This window comes from Pseudoxanthomonas sp. 3HH-4 (assembly GCF_006716465.1).
GTDB lineage: Bacteria > Pseudomonadota > Gammaproteobacteria > Xanthomonadales > Xanthomonadaceae > Pseudoxanthomonas_A.
This window is the reverse complement of sequence record NZ_VFPB01000004.1, coordinates 216,001-231,361: the sequence shown is the minus strand read 5'-3', so window position 1 is coordinate 231,361 and position 15,361 is coordinate 216,001. Positions and strand designations below refer to the sequence as shown.

Here is a 15,361-nt window from a genome sequence, read left to right as displayed (position 1 = left end):
CCTTCTCCCCGTAACACGGGGAGAAGGTGCCGAAGGCGGATGAGGGGCGCTTTACCGTCCGCGCACGCGACGCGCGAACGCGCGCACCACCCGGCACATGCCCCATCGTCCACGCTCCCGGGTGCGCCGCGCTTCCGCCGGCTGCGCGACAGCGCGGCGGGATCAACCCGGGCATCACGTCATCCGATCGGGCGTCGATGTTTCAGGCCTGACCGGCGTCGACTGCGTCCGCCAGCCGTGGGTACAGCGGCTGGAAGCCAAGGTCTTCACGCAGACGGCGACCGTCCATGACGGCCGCGAACGCTTTCGCGCGTTCGGGATCGGTGCCATCCGGCGGCGGCTGCCCCACCGAAGCGAACAGCATCGCCAGATCGGGGGCTTCGTCATCCACCACGTTGTAGATGCGGTACGCGGGCAATGTTGTGTCCAGCAAGCGGATCACGGCCTGCGCCACGTCCGCGTGATGCCCGATGGACATGCGTTGTGTCGGCGGGAAGGTGCGCATGAACGGCACCACGTCCTGGATGTGCGGGTCGCCATCGCCGTAGACGAACGGCAGGCGCAGGATGCGCACGTCCAGACCGTCGATGGCCAGCAGCATGCGTTCGGCGGCGAGCTTGCTCTGCGGGTAGGCATCCACGGGGGCGCAGTCGTCGTCTTCCTGCGCCAGGGCCCCACCGTTGGGTCCATAGACCAGGCCGGTACTCATGAACACGAATCGCCCCACCGCGGCCTCGCGGGCGGCATGCGCCAGGTGTTGCGTGCCGAGGTTGTTCACGGCGTGCGCTTCTTCCGGGGTGGCGCCGCGGAAGAACGCCGCGCAGTGCACGACGGTATCCACGCCCTGCACCGCCGCCGGCAGCGAGTCCGGCTGCATCAGGTCGCCGGTGACCAGGTGGATGCCGTGGTCCGACAGGTCGGTCGCACGGGCGGGGTCGCGCACCAGGGCACGCACGCTATGTCCGTGCTGCACCAGTCGCTTGGCGAGTCTGCTGCCTACTTTTCCGGTCGCGCCGGTCACGAGTATGTTCATGCGGGCCACGTTAGCCGCTGCGTGCGCGCTGGCATTGGAAAAAACGGCCATGGGCCGGCGGGTTGCGGCGCGGCGGAACGGCCCACCACAATGACCGCATGCCTGCCGATCCTGACCGCCACACCGTGATGCCCGCCCGTGGCGCATTGCGTCCGATCTTCGCGATGGCGACCAGTCATTACGCAACCGACCGGCAGCGGGTGGCGGTGCCGCAGGTGGAGGCGCAGGTGGTGGTGCGTTTCGGGCCGTCGATTCCGGGCGGCGTCGATATCCATGCGATGGGCGCAAGGCGCCAGGTGCACCGGAAGCTGATCCGCGGCGGCCACCGGGCGGTGCTGGCGCGGTTGCAACCGGGGACTTACGAGGCCGTGCTGGGCGTATCCGCGTCGGAACTGTCGGGCCGCACGGTGCCACTCGACGCCCTGTGGGGGCCCGCGAGCGCGCAGCGTTTGCGCGAGCAACTGGCCGAAGCGCCCGATGCGCATGCGGCGGGTGGACTGCTGGAAGCGGCGGTCATGGCGCGCATGGCGGATGGCAAGGTGGCCGGCACGGTGCCGCCGTTCCTGCCCATCGCATTGGAGAAGTTGCAGGTGGCCAGCGTGGGCACGGTGGCGCGCGAGCTGGGCGTCAGTGAACGCCATCTGCGACGTGTGTTGCACGAGGTGCTGGGCGTCGGCCCCAAGACGTATGCGCGGTTGAAGCGGTTCGGGCAGGCGGTGCGCGCGGGGCAGTCGGGAGCAGACATCAACTGGTCGGCGATCGCGGCGGATGCGGGGTATTACGACCAGGCGCATCTGATCGCGGACTTCCAGGCGATGGCGGGGTGTACGCCGCGGAGCTTGCTGGTGGAGTTGCGGGAGAGTTCCGTCGCGTCGTAGGGCGGGCCCTGGCCCGCCTTGCGGGTGTGCTGCAGGCGGATGGACACCCTACCCGGCGCTGAGCTTTAAGCCTTGTCGGTCGAGCGCTGCGTGTTTTTCGCTCTCGCGTGGATCTTTTCCGGTGTCGCGACACCCTTTCGGGTATCGCGAGGAGCTAAATGAGAGAAGAGAGACCCGTTGGGGGTGTCGCGCCACTCTTTTTCAGTATCGCGACACCCTTTTTGGTGGAACGTTGGACCTTAGTGAGAGACGAGAGACCCTTTTGGGTCAAACGTCGGACCTTACTGTGAGAAGAAAGCCCCTTTTGGGGTGTCGCGAGACCGTTAGTGTGAGAAGAGAGGCCCGTCGAGGGTCTCGCAGACACTTAGGGCGGGCTCAAGCCCGCCTTACGGGTTTACACGCGCCCTGCCGGCTGCCGTGCCCTCCTCCCCGTCAGCGGCACACGAAGAAGCAACCCAGCATCGACTTGTCCAGGCTCACCTGCAGGGTCTCGCCGTCTTTCTTGATGTGCACGGTCTTGGAGAAGGTGACCGAGTTCTTCACGTCCTCCATCCAGACGGACAGGTGGTCGTTGGAGCCGATGTACTGGTTGCCGGCGTACACGTCGGTGCGGCCGGTCACTTCGGTACGGGCGACGGTCTCCTTGTAGGAGAAGTCGACGATCAGCTGGTATTCGCCGGGCGGCAGTCGGGTGAAGCGGAAGCCGCCTTCGTCGTCCAGCACGGTGGTGACCATGAAGTGCCTGGCGATGTGTTCGGGAATGCGGTCCGGCATCTTCTGGCTCTGCTTGACCATCTCGAACCACTGTTTGAACTCGTCGCTCATCCAGATCAGGCCGACGGCCTGGCTGCCCTTGGGCGGGTAGCGTTTCTTGGCCAGCACGGCGTTCTTGAAGAAGGCGGTGCCGGTGATGGTGGAATTGCCGACGGGGCGGACTTCGGCGGTGGCCTCGGCCAGGCTCTTGCCACCGGTGAAGGGCTTGCCGGCCAGGCAGTCGCGCATGGCGTCGCGGGCTTGGTCCAGGCCGTCGTAGGACAGGCGGAATACGTCCACGCCGTCCACGCGCACCTGCATGCCGGTTTCCTTGGGGCGCATGGAGGCCATGGTCTGTTTGAGGTCGCCGACGGGGATCATCAGGAAGCCGCCGCCTTTGGCGCCGTTGGCCGGCATCAGCGCGCCGCGCATGGTCGCGAGCGGCAGGCCGTCCTGCTGCAGTTCGAGGGTGACTTCCTGTGCGGCCGGGGGCGTGGCGATGCGGGGGCCGTGCATCAGGATGGCGGCGGCGGGAGATTTGGCGGTGGGGCCGATGAGGGCCAATTGGGACTGGTCTTTCTTGGCGGAGGTGAAGCGGGCCACGCAGCCTTTGCCGGGCGATGCGTCGGGCTGCTGCAGGAACCAGGCGCCGTCTGTGTTGCGGGTGATGAGGCGGCCTTCGTCTTCGGTGCCGGCGGCGATGGCCTGGGCGGTGAAGCCGAAGGTGGCGGCCAGCAGGGCGAGCAGTGCGGGGGTCAGGCGGCGAGGCGTCATCACGGGCGTCGATGTCCAGGTGCGTGGAATTGTGACGATTCCCCGGAAGGTTCACGAGTGACGTTGGTCCCGTGTTGGGGGGCGTTGGTCACTGCATGCGTCGCGGCGATCAGTCATGCAGTCGTAGGGCGGGCTCAAGCCCGCCATCGTGCACACCCGTCATCACCGCTCCCCCACCCCATCCCACGCGATCGGCTCAGACGCCCAATCGACCGGATACTCCCCCTTCGCAACCCATTGCCGGAAAGACGAATACGGCCAGTCGCCCGCCCGCGCCGCGTGCCCATGCTTCACCGGATTGATATGCACGTAATCGACATGGCGACGCAGGTCGTCTTCGTCGCGGATCAGGTGTTCCCAATAGCGCCGTTGCCAGATGCCCCGCTCGCGGCGGGCGATACGTCGCGATGACCGACGTTCTTTGGCCGGCAATGCCCGGCTGAAGCCGGATTTAATCTGCGCCCAGCGGTTGGCGTTGTCGGCGTCTCCCTCCGGCAGCCGCCACACGCAATGCAGGTGGTCCGGCAACACGACGATGGCCAGCACATGGAACGGTCGCGCCGCCCTCGCCGCCCGGAATGCATCGCGAAGCAGGTCGATGTGCTCGACCAGCAAGCAGCGGCGACGTTCCAGCAGGTTCACGGTGAAGAAATAGGTGCCGCCCGGCACCCAGACGCGGCGGTAATTCGACATGCCGGCAGCGTGCCGGAGCAATCACGCGATCACCGTCGCCGCAGACCCCATACCCATGTCGGAGAAGACCGACCCGCGCAGGCCGCACGCCGGTGGGCCAGGGCCCACCCTACGCAGTCCATCGCCGCTCGGCGCACCCCGGTAACCCCTCAAGCGTAGGGCGGGCTCAAGCCCGCCTTACGGGTTGTGGAAGAGGTTCAACCATCCGGCCAAACGGCGGTGGGTCGCCCACCTACGAAGGCCGCCTCTCCTCCAACTCGACCACGATCTCGCAGAGGACCATAGGGCGCGCTCAAACACGCGTTACGGCTCAAAAAACTAAGATGGCTTGGGGGCTCGAACGCCCCCACCATAGATCAGATAGGCTTATCTAGCTTCTTAATAGGAATTTCGTAGAGCTTACGCAGGTACTCGCGACTACCTTTATGCGCTTGAAATGTCCTCCTCAAATTCCTCTCAAGCTTCTTCACCCGATCTGATACGAGCTTCATTCGATCAGCCTCATGGCCTATCGCAAGCTTGACGGTAATCGGTAGAGAGTCACCGAACTTCTCGATCAAAGTATCGAACCTAAGCTCGCCTCCCGCCTCCTTGTACGCCGTATCCAACAACAATAACGCGATCGCAACTCGCTCGGTAGCAGGGCGCGCTTCAAACTCGAAGACCGCTTCTTCCAACGAATTTTTGAAGTGCTTGTATCCGTACTGAGACTGGAAAGAACTTACAAGCAAGCACAGCATTTGTAGAACTGGAAATTCCGTAAGTGGGCTCTTCGACTGCGGCGCGCACGCCTCAACAAAAAGATCGGCGGCCTCAGAAACAACGCTTACGACAGCATCTTTACACACCGAAGTTGGCGTCAAGTAGCCAGCCAACATTAGGTTTCCAAAATTCAGAACCCTGAAAATTCTATCCGACTCACCCGACAACTCTAGTTCAGACAACGACCTGATCAAATCCGGGCAGTCACGATGAATACCGGCCAGAAAGTAGTAAGAATTTATCCAGTACGGCGAAAATACATTTTCACCCAACTCAACGCTTGAACTTCTATGCATGCTTTTTGCGTAGAAAAACTCGCAAAAAGCCCTGTGTCTGAATCCAACGGCACCCACATCTGAACGAAGGTACATGACTGCGTTTCTACTACACGCCTTATCCACAAGCTCCTTCGCAACTACGCTTAGCGCCCTCTCTGCGCAGTACTTAGATATCCACTGCTCGAGCTCAACACGCCCAATCTCATGAAGCTCGTTCCGCATCATGTATACGGAAAGCCAAATCAAAGCCTCGACCAAAACTTCGTACTCTTGCTGAGAACGAAGACCTTTTGTCATCTCCCATCGACCAAGAACTAGCTCGCTATACTTCTGAAACAGCTCAGTAAGATTCGACGGAAGATCCTGCTGATTCTCCGCAATCAGCCTCCCAAGAAGAATGTAAGCGATGGGGGCCCCATCCAATGCACGCAACAAAACACTGCTACTCAGGTCATCAACGATTCTTGAACGAGAGTCGATATTTCCGGCAACTTTCCCAAGAAAGCTAATTGCTCTAGAGCCCCTAAGAGGTTCTATTTGGTATATATCCAGCGACTGGAGACGAGAACCAAGAACCGAAGCAAGATCGAATGGCCGCGACATCAGAACGGCACTTACGTTGTGCGCGCATGCCGCCTTTATGAATTCGTCAACGAACGCTGATCGCTCTCTATCCGAGATATCAAGCTCGTCAAATCCATCCATAAATATCAATATTTTTGCATCGGTCCCAGTCTCCTTGCGCAGTTTAGAAGCTATCCTCATGAGCTCCGGATCAATACTTTTTTGAAAGTCTTTCGCGTGGACCACAATCGGGACCACCTTTCCTTCAGAGTAATCGGAGCCCTCAAGAAGCTGCCTAGACAGCTCTCTTGCAAGCTTCGACTTGCCTCCGCCGGGACCAGCTTGAATGATGGAAAGCTGAGAATTTAGTACCTCTTTCACCAGGTAGCCGAGAGACTGGACAGCACGCGACGACTTAGGATTTCCATATCCATCGAAATCCCTCCTGATAACGCGAGGCTCTACATAGAAAGCCTCCATTCCCGGCACAATCAGCGAACGCTGATCTTCTGCTTTCATTGAGGAATGCATTGACTCTGCATAGTCCTGCAGCGCTGGCGAAGTAGTTATAAATGCATCTGGCGAGAATCGATCTATGAGACCGGCCAAGTCCTGCGAGGCGATGAACTCAATCTTTCGATCAGAATACAGCTTCGTGAGTACCTCTCTTGCATTTCTTGTTATGTCTTGACTAGAAACAACCCACACCTCTCTTATCTGGATCTCTACGCCATCAGCGGCCTTTCTAGCAATAAAGCATTCTTTTATTTGTCGCTCTACTTCGGTGGTGTTCTGCCGAATTGCGCCCGCTTTTACGACTACGCCTACGCAGCTTGTACGTAGAAGCGCTTCATCGCGCTTATATAGGATGAAGTCCGCACCAAGCTCATTACTTCCTTGGTTGTAGTGAACACGCTCGATTCCAGGAAGTTTTCTAAAAAGAATATTCAGCACAGGATGAAGTTCATTGACTTCATCTTGCATCTCATTCAGGTGCTCAACTGTTTGTTTCTTGCTTGGAATGAACATGCCACCTCCAACGCTTGAGTAAACTCGATCTTCACAGCAATGAGCGCATCGCTGATGCGCAGCGCTACGTACGCATGCCCTCAGCAGTAAGACATCCCCTAGGACATACCATAAGGTAGCAGCGGCTCTGCGATCCCGTCGAAACGATTTTTACTGGCTCGTGCAGCTTTGAAACGCCATGATGTGCACTGATAGGCAAAGCACCCTCCATGAAGTTCCCCTCCCCCGCCCTCACCCCCAATGAGTGACACGCCAGGCCGCACGCGCGCGGCGTCGCTGAGTCCGCTGGACAGGGAAGACCTCCACATCAAACGGCACGAGCGCAGCATCGCCTCCCTGGTGAGCCTGCTCGTGCACGTGTTGTTCGTCCTGGCCCTGCTGCACTCCTCCAAGATCACCCTGTCCCAGCCCGAGAGCAGCAGCTCTGGCGGCGCGCGCGTCAAGGTCGACTTCCTGGGCGACCCCACCGACGCCACTCCCAACCCGCCCGTCCCCCCGACCGGCACCCAGAACCCCAGCGAACGCCCCAAACCCCTCAAGCCCCTCGTCACCACCCCCGTCACCTCCCCGGTGGACACCACCCGCGTGACCGAAGCCGAGAACCCCGTCGCCCCCGACGAAACCCAACCCCAGCCCCCCGCCAGCCAACAAGCCATCGCCCCACCCCAGGACCGCCCCCCGTCCAGCCCACCCGCCTGGCGCCGCTCCGCCCGCTGGGGCCAGCCCCCCGGCATGCTCGCCCAGGAGACCGCCCCCGAGAACTACGGCCCGACGATCGGCACCGGCCAGCGCCAGGGCAACCAGCAGGGCAACGCCGCCACCCCCAGCATGGAAGTGGACGGCCACCAGATCTACTACGACCTGCGCAACGAACTGAAAGTCGCCGAATGGCAGGCCCAGGGCATGAAGGAAGTCTCCTTCCCCCTGCCCGGCCGCCGCGAACTGATGGTCTGCGCCCTGGAAATCGTCGCCACCCGCGGCTCCGGCGGCTGCCGCCTCATGCAACCCAACGACCCCGACCTGGCCACCATCGGCGACGCCCGCGACGTGGTCAACGTAATGCGCATCTACCGCCGCGGCGAACTGATCTGGCGCGGGCCGGGGGCGTACAGGTAAGCGGTGGCGCGCATTCCCTTCTCCCTGCGCAGCCGGGAGAGGGAAAGCCCGAGACCGCCCGCGGGATGCTGGGTCTGTCGACCCAGCCTACAAGAAGCCGACGCCGCCACCCGCAAAGAAAAACCCCGCCGAGGCGGGGTTTTGGTGGGTCGCACGGTGCCTCAGTTGAGCCGCGCGCCTGGCTCAGGGCCGGGCACGCCGCGCGCGGGGTCCATCGCGTCGACGACGGCGAGGCGCTGCGCGAGTTCATCATCGCTCAGCACGCCCTCGCGGTGCAGCCACTTGAAACGGCTACGGTGCTGCTCGGGCGAATCGTTCTCCGGCATGAAGTCGTACTGGCTGCGCATGTAGCTGGCGCGGCGGGAGGCGATCTCGTCAAGGATGCGCTGGCCCTCGGGGCCGTCGATGACCAGCAGGTTGCCGGCCTCGGTCGGAATGATGGTGAAGCGCGTGGAGAACAGGTGATAGGCGCCGTAGCACGCCAGGCCCACCCAGACCCAGAACGAGATCTTCAGCCCCTGCTCGCCGGTCAGGCTCAGGCCCGTCGTCACCACACCGAGCACGATCCACAGCAGGCCCACGTTGCGCAGCCACTGGTTGCGCTCGACCAGGGTCTGCCGATCGCGGCTGATCGCCGAGTAAGGCACCGAGAACGAGCGGCTGCCGGAACTGTCCTGCACGTGGTAGTCCAGCTCTTCGTCACCGAAGACGTAACGCACCCGGTTGGAGTACTTCTTCTGACTGATTTCCATATCGGCCTCCCCGCGGCCTCTCCGATGGCCGGGGACTATAAGCGACCGCGCGTGACACGTCAGCCCTGCCTTGCGGCCCCGAACGAAAAACCCCGCCAAGGCGGGGCTTTTTTTTGACCGGCTTACATGTTCCGCCGGTACTCGCCACCCACGTCGTACAGCGCATGACTGATCTGTCCCAGGCTGTGCGTCTTCACCGCCTCGACCAGCGCCTCGAACACATTGCGGCGTTCGCGCGCGGCGCGCTGCAGGTAGGCCAGGCCGTGGCCGTCGTGCACTTCCGGCGCGGCGTGTTCTTCCAGGGCCGTGGCATGGCTGTGGTCGGTCTCGCCTTCCGGCGCCAGCCCGTTGCGGCTGGCCTGCCAGGCGCGGACGTTGGCGATCTGCTGGGCCTTCTCTTCTTCCGTCGAACGGATCAGCTCGATCTCGGTGGCGATCTCGCCGCCGTGCTCGCGCGGCAGGAAGGTGTTCACGCCCACCAGCGGCAGGCTGCCGTCGTGCTTCTTGTGCTCGTAGTACAGCGACTCTTCCTGGATCTTGCCGCGCTGGTACATGGTGTCCATGGCACCGAGCACGCCACCGCGCTCGCTGATGGCCTCGAACTCCTTGTAGACCGCCTCTTCCACGATGTCGGTCAGCTCGTCGACCACGAAGCTGCCCTGCCACGGGTTCTCGTTGAAGTTCAGCCCCAGCTCCTTGTTGATGATCATCTGGATGGCCACCGCGCGGCGCACGCTCTCTTCCGTGGGCGTGGTGATCGCCTCGTCGTAGGCATTCGTGTGCAGGCTGTTGCAGTTGTCGAACAGCGCATACAACGCCTGCAGCGTGGTGCGGATGTCGTTGAACTGGATCTCCTGCGCGTGCAGCGACCGGCCCGACGTCTGGATGTGGTACTTCATCATCTGACTGCGCTCGTTGGCGCCGTAACGCTCGCGCATGGCGCGGGCCCAGATGCGGCGGGCGACGCGGCCGATGACGGTGTACTCCGGGTCCATGCCGTTGCTGAAGAAGAACGACAGGTTGGGCGCGAAGTCGTCGATCTTCATGCCGCGCGCCAGGTAGTACTCCACGATGGTGAAGCCATTGCTCAGCGTGAAGGCGAGCTGGCTGATCGGGTTCGCCCCGGCCTCGGCGATGTGGTAGCCGCTGATGCTCACCGAGTAGAAGTTGCGCACCGCGTTGTCGACGAAATACTGCTGGATGTCGCCCATCATGCGCAGCGCGAACTCGGTGCTGAAGATGCAGGTGTTCTGCGCCTGGTCTTCCTTGAGGATGTCGGCCTGCACGGTGCCGCGCACGGTGGCCAGCGTCTGGGCCTTGATGCGGGCGTAGGTTTCCTCGTCCACCAGCTGGTTGCCGGTGATGCCCAGCAGGCCCAGGCCCAGGCCGTTGTTGGTGGGCGGCAGTTCACCGTGGTACTGCGGACGCGCGCGCCCTTCGAAGAACGCCTCGATCTTCTGCTGCGCCTCGGCCCAGCGCGCGTCATCGGCCTTCAGGTACTTCTCCACCTGCTGGTCGATGGCGGTGTTCATGAACATCGCCAGGATCATCGGAGCCGGGCCGTTGATGGTCATCGAGACCGAGGTGGTGGGCGCGCACAGGTCGAAGCCGGAGTACAGCTTCTTCATGTCGTCCAGCGTGGGGATGTTGACGCCGGAGTTGCCGATCTTGCCGTAGATGTCCGGGCGCGGCGCCGGGTCTTCGCCGTACAGGGTGACGCTGTCGAAGGCGGTGGACAGGCGCGCTGCCGGCTGGCCGACGGACAGGTAGTGGAAGCGGCGGTTGGTGCGCTCCGGCGTGCCCTCGCCGGCGAACATGCGGATGGGATCCTCGCCGGTGCGGCGGTACGGGTACACGCCACCGGTGTAGGGATAGCTGCCCGGCAGATTCTCCTTCTGCAGGAAGGTCAGCTGCTCGCCCCAGCTGCGATACCGCGGCGGCGCGATCTTCGGGATCTGCTGGTGGCTGAGCGACGTGGTGTAGTTGTCGATGCGGATGGTCTTGCCGCGCACTTCGTATTCGTTGACCGGGTCGGTGACGGCCTTGAGCCGAGCCGGCCACTCGCGCAGCAGCTTGAGGGCTTCGGACGACAGGGATTGGATGGCGTCGTTGTAGCGCTGGCGGAGGGTCAGCAGCGAGCGGTCGACGTTTACTGCTCCTTCCCCCGCATGCGGGGGAAGGAGGCTGTCCGCCGAGTACAACTCCAACGCCTTCGGCAACGCCGGATCGTCCAGATCCTTCAGCGCATTCCAGTAATGTTGCGCGCGGCTGGCGGTTTCGGCTTCGGTCTCGATGCGGCGGTTGATGCCGCGGCCCTGTTCGGCGATCTCGGCCAGGTAGCGCACGCGCGCGCCGGGGATCAGCACGGTGGCGCGCGGTTCCTTAAGGGTGGTGTCGATGACCGGCGTCCACTTCTCCGCCGGCAGCTGCAGCTTGTCGCGCAGCAGGCGGCACAGGTTGGCGAACATCCAGCTGACGCCGGGGTCGTTGAACTGGCTGGCGATGGTGGGGTACACCGGCACGTCGGCATCCGCCGTCTGGAACGCCACGCGGTTGCGCTTCCACTGCTTGCGCACGTCCCGCAGCGCATCCTCAGCGCCGCGCTTGTCGTACTTGTTCAACACGATCAGCTCGGCGAAGTCGATCATGTCGATCTTCTCCAGCTGGCTGGCCGCGCCGTAGTCGCTGGTCATCACGTACATGGGGAAGTCGACCAGGTCGACGATCTCCGAGTCGCTCTGGCCGATGCCGGCGGTTTCCACGATGACCAGGTCGAAGCCCAGCGACTTCAGGAAGGCGATGCAGTCCTTCAGCACGGCGTTGGTGGCCACATGCTGGCGGCGGGTGGCCATGGAGCGCATGTAGATGCGCTCGCTGCGCAGCGCGTTCATGCGGATGCGGTCGCCGAGCAGCGCACCACCGGTGCGGCGGCGGGTGGGATCGACCGAGATCACCGCGATATGCATCTGCGGGAAACTGGCCAGGAAGCGGTTCATCAGTTCGTCGGTGACCGACGACTTGCCCGCGCCGCCGGTGCCGGTGATGCCGATGACCGGGGTGGCGCGGGCGGGGAACGGCGCATGCGGGCCCTTGGCCCATTGCGCGCGCAGCTTCTCCAGTTCGGATTCGGACAGCAGGCCATCCTCGATGGTGCTGAGCATGCGGCCGATGCCGGCTTCGTCAGTGAGCGCGGGCGCGACCGACGTGTTCCATTCGCGCTGGCCGTTGACCGGGTGGCGCGCATCCTCGGCACGCTTGACCACGTCCTGGATCATCTCCACCAGGCCCATCTTCATGCCGTCGTTGGGGTGGTAGATGCGCTCCACGCCGTAGGCCTGCAGCTCGGCGATCTCTTCCGGCGTGATGGTGCCGCCGCCGCCACCGAAGACGCGCACGTGGCCGGCGCCGCGCTCCTTCAGCATGTCGACCATGTACTTGAAGTACTCGACATGGCCGCCCTGGTAGCTGGACAGCGCGATGCCGTCGGCGTCTTCCTGCAAGGCGGCGCGCACCACGTCTTCCACGCTGCGGTTGTGGCCCAGGTGGACCACTTCCGCGCCCTCGCCCTGGATCAGCCGCCGCATGATGTTGATGGCCGCGTCGTGGCCGTCGAACAGGCTGGCGGCGGTGACGAAGCGCAGCGGCGTGGTATCGGCCTGGGCTGCGGGAAACTGGCTGGCGGGTGTGCTCACGCGTGCTCACTTACAGGTGCGGACAGACGCGGGATTGTAGCCGTTCGCGTGTCACGACCTCACCAATTGCACACCAGTGGACACGGCACGCTCACCCTACGGTGGCGTGCGGTGACGCGTGTCAGCAGATCCCGAACGGCAGTGCGTGCGTGGAGACGACGCGCTGGCCGACGGTTTCGCCACGCAGGAAGCGCAATGCGGCGTCGAGCGTTTCCGGCGCGATGGTCACGCGGTGGTGGCCCAGCCCGGTGGTGCTGAGCAACGTGGCCTGCGGCCAGTAGCGCGCATAGCGCTCGCCTTCGCACCACGGCACGTCGGTGTCTTCCAGGTCGTGCACGATCAGGCCCGGGCGCGCGATGCGCGGGGCGGTGGCGTGGGCATGCAGTTCGCGCACGTCGTGGGCGGTCAGTTCCTGGTACTCGTCGAACAGGCGCCGGCTGAGGAACTGCGCCAGCCCCACCATGCCGCCGAAGCGGCGCGCGGCATCGAAGGGATCGGCTGCGGGCGCCAGCAGGATCACACGTTCGGCCTGCATGCCGCGCGCCATCGCGATCGCCGCTGCCGCGCCACCGAGCGAATGCCCCACGACCGCCGCCAGTGGCCCGGTGTGTTCGGCCACCCGCGCCGCCGCCTCGGCGAACATCGGCAGGGTCGCGCGCCGGCCACTGCTGCGGCCATGCGCCGGCTGGTCGAACGCGACCACCGCGTAGCCGGCGCGGCGCAGGGGTTCCACCCACGGCAGGAAGCGCAGGCCGAAGCTGGACCAGCCGTGCACCAGCAACACGGTGGGTTCGCGCTGCGGGTCACCCCAGGTATACGTGGCCAGCCGTTCGCGGCCGAAGGCCAGTTCACCGATACGTGCACCGCCGGTCTCGCTCTGGCGGGCACGGGTGCGGGCACCGGGCATCGGCGTGCAGAACAGCTGGAAGGCCCGGGCCAGCGTGCTGCGCGGGGCCAGCCAGCTGCCTACCGCGAAGCGGGCGCTCAGCAGCGACAGTGCCCATGGTTTGCGAACGGTCGTGCTATTTCGTGGGGCAGAGACAGCGGCCATGACGGCACCTCAGGAGGAATCAGGCGGTGGGGGAAGACGGCGCGGGGGCGCCGTAGGACGCCAGCAGGCGGTCCAGGGAACGACGGGCGAGCAACGGCGCCTGCGCGGCGTCGTACAGACGTGCGTCGTGAAGGCCCTGGGCCACGGCGAACAGTTCGAATGCCAGCAGGACCGGATCGGTCTTCGACGACAGTTCGCCGGTATCGATGCACATGCCGATCGCCTTGACCAGTTGCTGGCGCAGCTGCAACAGCCAGTCGACGATGCGGTCGCGCAGCAGGCCCGGGCGGGCGTCGTACTCATGGGCGGCGGCCAGGATCACGCAGCCGTCGGGGTTGTCGCAGACCCAGCGGAACCAGTTCTCCATGATCGCGCGCAGGCGCGGCAGGCCGCGCGGCAGGCCCACCGCCGGCACGATCACGGCACGCGCGTAGCGCTCGGCGGTCCACTCCAGCACGGTCAGCTGCAGGTCCTCGCGCGACCCGAAATGCGCGAACACGCCGCTCTTCGACATGCCGGCGGCGGTGGCCAGTTCGCCGATGGACAGGCCTTCCAGGCCGTTCCGGGCCGCGATGTCGTAGGCCCGCGCGACGATCATCTCGCGGGTGGCATTGCCTTTGTGGGTGGCGGCCTGGGGTGTCATGGCAACAGGAATAGCACGGTCGTTCGATTCTCACAATAGGCCGAAGCCACCTTCCCTCGCCGCGCCCTTGTCATATCGCCCGTGGCCGATTGGATTAAACTGGCCGCCAGCGACGACCACGGCCGTGTTCCGGAAACGTCGCTTTTTTCTTTTCTGACAACCCGTTAGCCGCTGAAGGCAAGCCCGCGCCGGTCCCCACCCGCGCACCGGAGCCCACCCATGATTTTCGAAACCCTCGATACCTCTGGCCACGAACAGGTCGTCTTCTGCCACAACCCGGATGCCGGGCTGAAGGCCATCATCGCCATCCACAGCACCGTGCTGGGTCCGGCGCTGGGCGGTGTGCGCATGCGGCCCTACGCCGACAGCGCGCTTGCGCTCAACGACGCGCTGCGCCTGAGCCGCACGATGACGTACAAGAACGCGCTGGCCGGCCTCAACGTGGGCGGCGGCAAGGCGGTGCTGATCGGCGACAGCAGCGTGGACAAGACCGAGGTGCTGTTCCGCAGCTTCGGCCGGTACGTGGACTCGCTGGGCGGCCGCTACATCACCGCCGAGGACGTGGGCACCGACGTCAACGACATGGAAAACGTCTACCGCGAGACCGAATACGTGGTCGGCGTGCACCAGGTGCACGGCGGCTCCGGCGATCCGGCCCCGTTCACCGCCTACGGTGCGCTGCAGGGCCTGATGGCCACGCTGAACCGGAAGTTCGGCAACGAGGAGATCGGCAAGTACAGCTTCGCCGTGCAGGGTCTGGGCCACATCGGCATGGAGTACGTGAAGCTGCTGAAGGAACGCGGCGCCAAGTTGTTCGTCACCGACCTCAATCCGGCGCTGGTCGAACACGCGGTCGAGGAGTACGGCGCGGAAGCGGTGAAGCCGGACGAGATCTACGACCTGCCGGTGGATGTGTTCAGCCCGTGCGCGCTGGAGTACGCCATCAACGAACAGACCCTGCCCCGCCTGAAGGCGAAGGTGATCTGCGGCACCGCCAACAACCAGATGTCGCACGTGACCGGCGTGGAAGCGGCCAAGCGCGGCATCCTGTACGCGCCCGACTACGCGGTGAACGCGGGTGGCGTGATGAACGTGTCGCTGGAGATCGACGGCTACAACCGCGAGCGTGCCATGCGGATGATGCGGACGATCTACCACACCGTCGGCAAGATCTTCGATCTGTCCGAGAAGGAAGGCATCGCGCCGCAGTATGCGGCCGACCGCATCGCCGAGGCCCGCATGACCGCCATCGGCAAGCTCAAGCTGCCGCTGGGCCGCACCGCGCCGCGCTTCATGGGGCACCTGCGCGGCGAGCATTGAGGTAAGTTGCAGATACAACCTGG

General features: G+C 64.1%; 11 protein-coding genes. 3 read left to right on the top strand and 8 right to left on the bottom strand.

Annotation, left to right across the window (positions count from 1 at the left end; translation table 11 throughout):
* Window positions 1-202 precede the first annotated feature (202 nt).
* Window positions 203-1,033 carry an NAD-dependent epimerase/dehydratase family protein gene (locus FB548_RS13230; protein ID WP_142125251.1) on the bottom strand — a complete coding sequence of 277 codons (831 nt, stop codon included), beginning with the start codon at window positions 1,031-1,033 and terminating at the stop codon, window positions 203-205.
* A 98-nt stretch (window positions 1,034-1,131) separates the two neighbouring features.
* On the opposite strand from FB548_RS13230, the gene FB548_RS13225 reads away from it, so the two are divergent.
* Window positions 1,132-1,911: a helix-turn-helix domain-containing protein gene (locus FB548_RS13225; RefSeq protein ID WP_142125250.1), complete on the top strand. Its 780-nt coding sequence runs from the start codon at window positions 1,132-1,134 to the stop codon at window positions 1,909-1,911.
* Between the two features lie 432 nt (window positions 1,912-2,343).
* On the opposite strand, the gene FB548_RS13220 is transcribed toward FB548_RS13225, so the two are convergent.
* From FB548_RS13220 to FB548_RS13210, 3 genes are all read right to left on the bottom strand, one after another.
* Window positions 2,344-3,438: a carboxypeptidase-like regulatory domain-containing protein gene (locus FB548_RS13220; RefSeq protein ID WP_142125249.1), complete on the bottom strand. Its 1,095-nt coding sequence runs from the start codon at window positions 3,436-3,438 to the stop codon at window positions 2,344-2,346.
* 162 nt (window positions 3,439-3,600) lie between these two features.
* A complete protein-coding gene (locus FB548_RS13215; RefSeq protein WP_142125248.1) occupies window positions 3,601-4,131 on the bottom strand; it encodes a transposase in 531 nt (176 codons plus the stop codon).
* Between the two features lie 356 nt (window positions 4,132-4,487).
* The gene (locus FB548_RS13210; RefSeq protein ID WP_142125247.1) at window positions 4,488-6,764 is read right to left on the bottom strand and encodes a hypothetical protein; all 2,277 of its coding nucleotides are present in this window, start codon (window positions 6,762-6,764) and stop codon (window positions 4,488-4,490) included.
* A gap of 240 nt (window positions 6,765-7,004) precedes the next feature.
* Here FB548_RS13210 and FB548_RS13205 point away from each other — a divergent pair, with 240 nt between their 5' ends.
* Window positions 7,005-7,880, top strand: a complete 876-nt coding sequence (locus FB548_RS13205; RefSeq protein ID WP_142125246.1) for a type II toxin-antitoxin system RelE/ParE family toxin — start codon at window positions 7,005-7,007, stop codon at window positions 7,878-7,880.
* Between the two features lie 161 nt (window positions 7,881-8,041).
* Here FB548_RS13205 and FB548_RS13200 read toward each other — a convergent pair whose 3' ends face one another.
* The 4 genes from FB548_RS13200 to FB548_RS13185 all read right to left on the bottom strand — a co-directional run bounded on the left by FB548_RS13200 (window position 8,042) and on the right by FB548_RS13185 (window position 14,018).
* Window positions 8,042-8,632 (bottom strand): hypothetical protein, encoded by a 591-nt coding sequence (locus tag FB548_RS13200; RefSeq protein WP_142125245.1) that lies wholly within the window; start codon window positions 8,630-8,632, stop codon window positions 8,042-8,044.
* Window positions 8,633-8,754: 122 nt separating this feature from the next.
* Entirely contained in the window at window positions 8,755-12,324 is a 3,570-nt protein-coding gene (locus tag FB548_RS13195; protein ID WP_142125244.1) for a methylmalonyl-CoA mutase family protein, read from the bottom strand.
* 121 nt (window positions 12,325-12,445) lie between these two features.
* Complete coding sequence (locus tag FB548_RS13190) at window positions 12,446-13,375, bottom strand: alpha/beta fold hydrolase (protein WP_142125243.1); 930 nt, start codon at window positions 13,373-13,375, stop codon at window positions 12,446-12,448.
* Between the two features lie 19 nt (window positions 13,376-13,394).
* Window positions 13,395-14,018 (bottom strand): TetR/AcrR family transcriptional regulator, encoded by a 624-nt coding sequence (locus FB548_RS13185; protein ID WP_142125242.1) that lies wholly within the window; start codon window positions 14,016-14,018, stop codon window positions 13,395-13,397.
* A 219-nt stretch (window positions 14,019-14,237) separates the two neighbouring features.
* On the opposite strand from FB548_RS13185, the gene FB548_RS13180 reads away from it, so the two are divergent.
* Window positions 14,238-15,338, top strand: coding sequence for a Glu/Leu/Phe/Val dehydrogenase dimerization domain-containing protein (locus tag FB548_RS13180; protein ID WP_142125241.1), 1,101 nt, complete (start codon window positions 14,238-14,240; stop codon window positions 15,336-15,338).
* Window positions 15,339-15,361 lie beyond the last annotated feature (23 nt).